Source organism: Rhodopirellula bahusiensis, from assembly GCF_002727185.1.
Lineage (GTDB): Bacteria > Planctomycetota > Planctomycetia > Pirellulales > Pirellulaceae > Rhodopirellula > Rhodopirellula bahusiensis.
Genome location: NZ_NIZW01000039.1, coordinates 1 through 9189, shown reverse-complemented (window position 1 = coordinate 9189; position 9189 = coordinate 1). Strand labels below are relative to the sequence as shown.

The 9189-nt window shown below is 55.4% G+C and carries 6 protein-coding genes; 3 read left to right on the top strand and 3 right to left on the bottom strand.

The genetic code is table 11. The features are described from left to right. Positions 1-129 precede the first annotated feature (129 nt). Entirely contained in the window at positions 130-843 is a 714-nt protein-coding gene (locus CEE69_RS29405) for a Spy/CpxP family protein refolding chaperone (RefSeq protein WP_233215773.1), read from the top strand. 188 nt (positions 844-1031) lie between these two features. Here the strand turns inward: CEE69_RS29405 and dnaE are convergent, their stop codons facing one another. Then, entirely contained in the window at positions 1032-4628 is a 3597-nt protein-coding gene (gene dnaE, locus CEE69_RS29400) for a DNA polymerase III subunit alpha (protein WP_099264101.1), read from the bottom strand. A gap of 292 nt (positions 4629-4920) precedes the next feature. Between dnaE and CEE69_RS29395 the strand changes: the two genes are divergently transcribed. After that, positions 4921-6231 (top strand): cytochrome-c peroxidase, encoded by a 1311-nt coding sequence (locus CEE69_RS29395; RefSeq protein WP_233215772.1) that lies wholly within the window; start codon positions 4921-4923, stop codon positions 6229-6231. 368 nt (positions 6232-6599) lie between these two features. Next, entirely contained in the window at positions 6600-7478 is an 879-nt protein-coding gene (locus CEE69_RS29390) for a hypothetical protein (protein ID WP_099264120.1), read from the top strand. Positions 7479-7598: 120 nt separating this feature from the next. Here CEE69_RS29390 and CEE69_RS29385 read toward each other — a convergent pair whose 3' ends face one another. Together CEE69_RS29385 and CEE69_RS29380 are read right to left on the bottom strand one after the other, a co-directional pair. After that, positions 7599-8234, bottom strand: coding sequence for a leucine-rich repeat domain-containing protein (locus tag CEE69_RS29385; protein WP_099264100.1), 636 nt, complete (start codon positions 8232-8234; stop codon positions 7599-7601). A 207-nt stretch (positions 8235-8441) separates the two neighbouring features. Next, positions 8442-8822, bottom strand: coding sequence for a response regulator (locus tag CEE69_RS29380; RefSeq protein ID WP_099264099.1), 381 nt, complete (start codon positions 8820-8822; stop codon positions 8442-8444). Between the last annotated feature and the right edge of the window lie 367 nt (positions 8823-9189).

Below are 9189 nucleotides of genomic sequence, written 5' to 3'. Positions count from 1 at the left end.
GGGGGTCGAGTGTACTTGGGGTGCCTCGCAAAGCAACGAAAAACGCTGTTATGGCAGGGTTTATGTCGCTGCGTGACGGTCGTGACGGTCATCCGGTTTCGATGACTTTCACCTGGCGTTGGATGCAAAATGAGACCGGAAAGTTCCCGAACGCTTTTGACCGCCAACGCGGACATGCGGTCGCCGGAATTCGAGTCCCCTTGGAACGGTTTTGCGGAACCTGATGCCCCGCACGGGTTTGAGGACGGTAAAATCAACACCAACATCACTTCCCAACCTGGAGAGACGCGGATGAGACACCTGATTGCGATGGCCCTGATTGCTTGCTTGGCTGCTTCGGCAACCGCAGACGACAAACCCGAAGGTAAGAAAAAACGAGCCGGAAACCGGGGTGCCGGCACCTGGATCGCCCAGAACGTCGCCAAGTCGCTCGAGAAGGTCGATCTGACCGACGAGCAGAAAGAGAAGTGGAACGAAGCCAAAGAATCCTTCACCGCCCAAATGAAAGAACTGAAGGAGGAGGGACTAACCCCCGCACTGACGAAGAAACGTTCCGAGATTCAGAAGGAGGCTCGTGAGGCCGGCGTGAAGGGCAAAGAATTGGCCGCGAAGCTAAAAGAAGGTTTCAGCGAAGAGGAACAAGCCCTTTTCGCAAAGCAGCAAAAGGCCGTTCGATCGATGCGAGCCTCTGTGGCGGGGATGCTAACCGCGGAACAGATCGCGGCTCTGCCCGAGCAAGCCCAAAAGCAAATGACCGCTGCCAAAGAACGCGGCCAGGGTAAAGGAAAAGGCCAGGGCAAGGGCAAGGGGAAAGGCAAAGGAAAGAAGAAACAGAACGATTGAGCTCGCTGACTCAACGATCGACTCATGCCACGTGGAAGCCCGATTCATCGAGCCCACGTGGTTTTTCTTTTGTAGGTCCGGTTCCCACCGGCCACTCCTCGGCAGCCACTCCTCACCGGCCAATTTCCGCGGCACTCTTCTGCAGCGGCCGGTAGGAACCGGCCCTACTTTTGAACGGCGTTGGATTCCTAACGTTTGGGTTTGCTCATCAGCAGTTTGTAGTGGCCCGTGCCCAGCAGATCGTCCAATCGTTCTCGCAATTGCGGCGTGATATCGACTCGGAACTTGTCAGCTTTGAAATGCACCGTCTCGCCTTCGCACAACTGCATCGCCAACAACAAATCCTTGTTGCCCGGGTAGCCGCGAACGATTTCACGCACGTTGGACACCGTCTTCTCGTCGTGCTCCGCTTCGTCCAAACGGATCCGAATCCCGTGGGTGTAGCGTGAATCGAGCTCGTCCAGCGGCGTCAGTTCGTCGATGATCAGGTTGATTTCATCACCACCGCCACGACGGTCGACTTTGGCTTTGGCCAGCACCACAGCATCGGGCTGAATTCGTTCGCCACAAACCGCGAACCCCTTCGGCCAACAAATGCAACGAACACTGCCTGCCATGTCTTCCAAATCGAAGTTGGCGTATTTGCTGGGCGCACCCGGTTTCGGGTTCTTGGTGTGTGCGATTTTGATGCTGCTGATCATTCCGCCAACGATGACCTCATCGCGGTCTTTGCAATCCGCCATCGATTCGGTCGTGTGCGTGCGGAACGTCGCCAGCTTGTTTTCAAACTCAGCCAGCGGGTGACTGTCGAGATAGAAGCCCAAGACTTCCTTCTCGGCCAACAACTTTTCGCGGTCGGGCCACTCTTCGATGTCGGGAAGCGGCACCGCGGCGGAATCGCCATCGTCACTGGCATCGTCGTCTTCGTCGAATGCATCGAAGAAGCTCGCTTGCCCGGTCTTCTTGTCCGCTTGAACCTTCGCACCCGCTTGCATTGCTCGTTCGATCACGGACGCCAATTGGCTGCGTTTGGCACCAAAAGAATCGAACGCACCGGCTTTGATCAGCGTCTCGATCGCACTTCGGTTGCAATCATGCGGATCGATTCGTTCGCAGAAGTCAAAGATGTCTTTGAACGGACCATTCTTTCGGCGTTCGGCTTCGATGCTGATCGCGGTCGAACCACCGCAAGCCTTGATGGCCGATAGCGCAAACGGAATCTTGCCATCCAGAACACCAAAGTCCGCGTCGGATTGATTGACATTTGGTGGCAACACCTCGATGTCCATCCGGTCGCAATCTTCCATGTGCTCGACGAGCGCGTCTTTGCGTTTGAAGTTCCGCCCCGAGATGTCGCTGGACAACAACGCCGCCATGAACTCGACGGGGTAGTGGGCTTTCAAAAACGCGGTCTGGTACGCGACCAAAGCGTACGCGGTCGAGTGCGACTTGTTGAAACCGTAACCGGCAAACTTGACGATCAGGTTCCAAATGTCCTCGGCGTCTTTTTCTGCCAGACCATTCTTGACCGATCCGGCGATGAAGACGTCGTGATTGGCATCGATCAACGCCTGCTTCTTTTTACTAATCGCCTTGATGCACGTGTACGCTTTGGCCAGCGGCACGTCTCCGAGGCGGTTGAGAATCCGCATCACCTGTTCTTGGTAGACCATGATCGAGTTGGTCTCTTCCAAGATCTCTTTCAAGACCGGGTGTTTGTACTCCGGTTGCTGACGACCGTGTTTGATATTGACGTAATCGTCGACCATCCCGCCCTCGAGCGGACCAGGACGGTAAAGCGCGGCCGTCGCGATGATGTCGTTGAACGTGTCGGGCTTCATCCGCTGAAGCAAATCGCGAATCCCGCCGGACTCGAGCTGGAAAACTCCCTTGGTTTCGCCGCGTTGCAGCAATGCGTAGGACGGTTTGTCGTCCAGAGGGAACTTCAGCGGATCAATCGTGTTGCCAGTCGTCTGCTCGACCAACTTCACCGTTCGCGAAAGGATCGTCAGGTTTCGAAGACCCAGGAAGTCCATCTTCAGCAGACCCGACGCTTCCACATCGACCATTGCCCACTGGGTAATCACGTCTTGCTTACCCGGCACGCGGCCAAGCGGCACGTATTCGGTCAGCGGTTTGTCGGCGATCACCACCGCGGCGGCGTGCGTGCCGACGTTGCGAGCCAAACCTTCGATCTTCATCGCCAGGTCAAGCAGTTCGCGAATTTCTGGATCGCCGTCATAGATCATCTTCAGGTCGGCGCTCTTGTCGAGCGACTTCGCAATGGTGATCTTCAGCTCGTCGGGAACCAACTCGGTGATTTGGTTGACACGTGAAAGCGGAATGCCAAGAGCGCGACCGGTGTCCTTGATCGCAGCCTTCGCGGCAAGCGTTCCGAACGTTCCGATCTGGCAAACCATCTCGCTGCCATAACGTTCCTTCACATAGTCAATGACTTCGATCCGACGTTCTTTTTCGAAGTCGATGTCGATATCAGGCGGCTCGGTCCGCGACTCATCGAGAAATCGTTCGAACAGCAAGTCATAACGCAGCGGACAAACGTGCGACATGTAAAGCGCATAACACACGATCGCACCCACACCCGAACCCCGGGCCGTCGCGCTGATGCCGATGTCGCGAGCGTGGTTGACGAAGTCCCAAACGATCAAGAAGTAAGTCGGATAGCCCAACTTTTCGATCACGTCCAATTCGCGATCCAGACGAGCCATCACTTCGTCGGAAAGCTTCCCGTCGATGATGCGTTCATCATCGCCTTCGTAACGCTCCATCAATCCCTGCTCGCAAAGCTTTCGCAGGTAATCGAGCGGCGTCAATTCGTCGGGGCAGGGGAAGCTCGGGAAAAAGTACTGGTTGAACTCCAACTGAATGTCGACGGTGTCGGCGATTTGTTGGCTGCGACCGACCGCGTCCTCGAGTCCCGGGAACTTCTCATACATCTGTTGCGGGCTGCGAAGGAAGAACTGATCGTTCTCCATTTTCATTCGCGTGTTGTCGGTTCTGAATCGCCCGGTGTTGATGCACAACATGATGTCTTGGGCTTCCGCGTCCTCTTGATTGACGTAGTGGCAATCACTGGTCGCGACCAAAGGCAAACCCATCTTGTTGGCAATGTCGACCGCGCCTTCGAGCTGGGTGCGTTGGATGTCGACGTCGTTGTTCATGATCTCGATGAAGTAACGATCACCGAAGACCTTGTGGAACCAACCGGCAACCTTCTTGGCTTCTTGTTCGTGTTCTTTGGTTTGAATCCCTTTCAGAATCGCACGGCTGAATTCACTGCTCACGCAACCCGACAAGCACACGATGCCCTCGTTGTACTTCTCAAGAATCTCTTTATCGATTCGCGGTTTGAAGTAGAAACCTTCCAGTGACGCGGCCGACGCCAGCTTGATCAGGTTCTTGAACCCGGTTCGGTTCTGAGCCAATAGCGTCAGGTGATAGCTCGCCGCTTTGCTGCTACTTGCTCCACCTTTGTCGAATCGACTTCCCGGTGCGATGTAGGCTTCGTATCCGATGATCGGATTGATGCCAGCGTCTTTGGCTTTGCGATAGAACTCGAGTGCACCGTGTAGGTTTCCGTGGTCGGTCAGCGCCAGCGCATTCATCCCATGATCAACGGCTCGGTTGACCAACTTTCCGATGTCACCGGCTCCATCGAGCAAGCTGTAGTGACTGTGGCAGTGCAGGTGAACAAACGGTTGGGGTTCGGGAATTTCCGTCGCCGCTTCGATGCTCATTTCAGGGGCGATGATCGTATCCGACATTCAGCAAAATCCTTTTCGAGGGTGCGCGTCAGCCAACGTTTGTACCCGCTCAGCGATCCGAGAGAAACTCGCATTTCGCGATTGCGTCTTTCGCTCCGTTTTGCACGACGTTTCCGCCCAAAAAGCCGCGGCGATTCAAGCTACCAGTGATCTTCGGTCAGGATTCGCGATGTCCGGTTTTGCGGTCGGAGCAGGGCAGGGCGGTGGACATTGCGTCTCGCATTCCTCGTCAAAATGCTAAACTGCCGCGGTCGAATCTCCCGCCTTCCCGAGACATGCCACGATGCCAATCATGACGAATCTGCATTTTGCACGGACTGATTCGAGAACGCAGCAGGGTAGGGCGGTGTGGCAATTGGCAATCGCTTTCGGGCTCGCCACGTGCGTGATGGGTTTTCGCTACAGCGTCGCCGCCGAACCTTCTGCGGTGGGGCAGGGCACCGCACCGGAGACGCGGCGATTGGAACTGCCCGAGACTCCGTTCAACTACAGCGATATCGATTGGCCGGAACACTTTCGGTCCGCCGTGGAACGCTTCGACAACACGCCACCGGACAACTCGCTCACCGATGACGGCGCGACGCTCGGACGAGTCCTGTTCTACGACATGTCGCTGTCCGCCAACGGAACCGTGTCGTGCGCATCGTGTCACAAACAGGAGTTGTCGTTCACAGATGACGAACCCTTGAGCGTCGGCTTTGACGGCGAGAAAGTCGCTCGCAACTCAATGAGCCTCGTGAACGCTCGCTTCTATCAACGTGGTCGTTTCTTCTGGGACGAACGTGCTCGGACCTTGGAACAACAAGTCCTGATGCCGATCGAGAACCCGATCGAGATGGGGCATGACTTGGATGAGTTGATCCCTCAGTTGGCGGCCGATCCGATTTACCCGCCTCTGTTCACCAAAGCATTTGGATCATCGGAGGTCACGATCGATCGGGTGGCGAAGGCGTTGGCCCAATTCGTTCGTTCAATAGTCTCGTACCAATCGAAGTACGACATCGGTTTGGCGGAAGCCGGTTCGTATCGCAGGTCGTTTCCCAACTTCACTGAACAGGAAAACTTGGGGAAAGACGTTTTCCTTCGCCGAGCCAATTGCGTGTCGTGCCACTTGAGCAATGCTTTGCCGTTCAACCCGCATCGACCCGATGAACCCTATGACTCGTCCAAACGCCCATCCCGGCAAGCCGCGTTTTTCACGATGACGACTCCGGCGGTCAACGGAGTGGACGCGGACACGGACGAAGTCGATTTGGGCGTGGGTGCGATCAGCAATGCTGAGATGGATCGTGGCCGGTTCAAGTCGCCATCGCTCCGCAACGTTGAGTTGACGGGACCGTTCATGCACGACGGGCGGTTCCGAACTCTCGATCAGGTGGTTGAACACTACAACTGGAGCATCAAACCACACCCGAATTTGGACGGTCGCTTGGACAACTTCGCCGCCAACGGAATGGCCCTGCCGGAAGTTCCCAAGGTTGCCTTGGTCGCTTTCTTGAGAACATTGACCGATCGCTCAGTTTTGACGGAAGAGAAATGGAGCGATCCGTTTGTCTCGGCATCCTCCGTGGATCAAGGCGGACAAACGTCAAACATCAAGTGACACGCGTTCGCAGGTCGAGCTTTCGCTAGGTCAGCCGATGTGCGTTAGCACCGGTTTCCGCAATGCACCGGGTCTGAACTTCATCAGCCAACTGCTGCCGTGCAGACTGATGAGCTACACCCGCCCTGGTTTCAAGTCGTCCTCGGATCGACAACGAAACGCGTTGCAAGGAATCCACTTGATGTGGCGTTTTTACAACGTCTGGGATGAAGCTAGGCTTCTGCGAATCCGATCCGCATTCTCTAAGTCACGTGTTCGCAACGCCTTGCGAGAGAAACACTGGCGGGCGAGTGCCGTTGGCGCGGCGTCTGCAATTCGGTTCCGGTTCGACCGCGGAGGTCTTCCGACTTGTTTTCCAGTGTTTCTGCATGCACGTTGTCCAGCTCACCGAACTTGCTTCCGTCCTGGCCTATCACGGCCCAGCGATGTTGTTGCAACGCAGCCCAATTTCGCCCGAGGCGATTGCGCAGTATTGGTCCGCTTCTCGCAACCGCTTGGATCTGTGGCATCAAGTCATGGCACGGTTCAATCGCGTCAAAGCGACGGGGGATTTCTACCGGATGCGGTGTTGGTGGACCGACCACATGGGAGTCCTGGAGGAGATCTTGGCCAGCGAAGTGCTGACCCGCGTCGTCGCTGCGATCGGTGACGGCATCGATCGACGACATGGCACCGACGAGTGTTCGCCGATCACCCAAGCGATTCATCTGTCTCACTTGGAAGCCCGCAACCGAGTCCAATGGGCGATCCTGGATCGTCGCGGTTGCAGCGTCTCTGACGCGGTGAGGCTCAACCGACTACGACGTGTCACCGAGCGATGGATCGATGTTCTGATTGGCAGCCTGGCTGCCTACGATTCTGAACTCACGCGATTTGGAATGGATCTCACCCGGACACAATCTCACGCGACCGCAGCGAGAGAATGCAGTACCACCCCGTCGCACGAAACCGTCGCTTGGCTGACACGCGCCGCGATGACCGAGGGATTTCAAAAGCACGTTGCCAAGCAAGCCTCCTTGCCCGCCGCGAATCAAGGCGTCGCCGACAGTGTCATGATGATGATGCGAGCCGACTTGTTCGACAGCATCGGGACGCTGAAGTCTTTGTGGATGCACCGAATCGAAAGCAAGGTCGACCAAACCGATCAAATGATCGCAGAATTCCTCCGACCTGACGTCAACGAATCCACCACCGTGAACGCCTACGAGCAACTGCACGCGACCGCGCTCGCCCAGTGGTTCCGCTAAGCACCAGCCGAATGCTCGTTTCCAACCATTTTGATGCGTTCGCTTCTTTCAGTCTGCGTGACGGCAATCCGAATACTGTGAACTGACGACGAGTTGGATCGTGAAGCGACCGAACCAACCTCATCGAATGAACTTCAATTTCGGAAGAGCCTTCCTGAAGTCTTCAATTCCCTTCGGACTCACCTTCGTACCGTCGAGGTGAAGGTACTCGAGTGATTTCAGCTTGCCGATATCGGCGAGTCCACGATCCGTCACATTGTTTCCACTCAGGAAAAGTGACTGAAGCTTGGATAATCCGCTCAGATGCTTCAGCCCAGCATCGGTGATATTTGTCTGCTTGAGTGACAGAAACCTCAGTTCCGAGAGATGAGTCAGGTGTTGTAGGAATTTATCATTTGCCTCGGTTTCATCCACCGAAATGTATTCAACCTGCTTCAAGGAACGGAGAAATTTACCGGTCCCGTCGAATGGACAATTGTCCAGGTCGAGGTACACCAGATTCGGAATGGACTTCAGTTGTGCCAAGTCCGTATCGCGGCCTTTCCAGTTGGATCCGATTACAACGAACCGGAACACCGTTCCTTGCTCCTTCTCTTCCGGTGTTATCTCGCTCGTGAGCTTGACCTTTTCACTACGAATGGTTGCCCCCAGCCCTCGCAAGATTTCGGTCGGCGTTTCCGCATCCTGTGCCTTCGCATCGACGACGAAAGACAAGGCCACAAGGAACGCGAAAATGCGTGCAGGATCCGAATGCATGATTGATGCCGTTCTTTTCGAAGGGTGCGTTCTGCGATATCAAGACATAAGCGAACAGCCTATCACGCCGGATCTCATTGCCGAAATCGGGTAGCGGCACAATCGTCGGGCACAAAGAATTTGATAAGCCGAATTTAATAAGCCTCGCTGTCCGCGCGAGAGGGAACGCCATGGTCACTCTCAATTCTGCTTCGAAATTCTATTGGATCAGCGAAGAGTGTCGTTCAACGCAATGAGAATCGCCACTCGCCGCCGAAGTTCTATTCCATCGATTGGTTTGGGCAAAAAGTCATCCGTTCCCGCATCAACGGCGCGATCAATGTCGCCAAACTCTGTGAGCGCAGTGACGATCACGACCATCGCCATGTGATCGTTCTTGATGCGGCGGCAAAGTTCAAATGCGTCAGGATCGAGGATGCTGGTGTCCAGCAGCACGAGGTGTGGCTGAAATCGTTGCAATTGCACGAGGCAGTCGGCTCCGTCGTGAGCGATTTTGAAGTCACACAAAAAGTCCGCGACAGCTTCACGCAGTAGAGAGACATCGTTGCACGACCATCCGGCGGCTAGAATTCGGTATGCGGTGGTCATTCTAGATCGAGTACTTCTAGGAATCGTTCGGAATCAAGTTCGGCTGTAGCGGAGCGGCGCGAGCAGCCCGGTGTGTCACCGGAGGGCTCGCGCCCTTCCGCTACTTTTTGAATCCCGAAGTTGTTTCCGAATGGTTCCCTAAGCAGGTCGGCAGGAATGATCGGGTAGAACCTCACGTAGGCGAGTCTCTCTGAGACTCGCAAATGACAGCGTCTCTGAGAGACGCCGCTAGTGCGCCTGCAAAGGCGATTGAATTGTCAGGTGAAAGTCCTGATTGGGGAATTCGTTACCGCCCCGTAGCTGATGGTAACTGCGTTTTCAACAGAAAGGGTGGAGAGCAACCAAAAGCGAATGAGCAGTCCGTAAC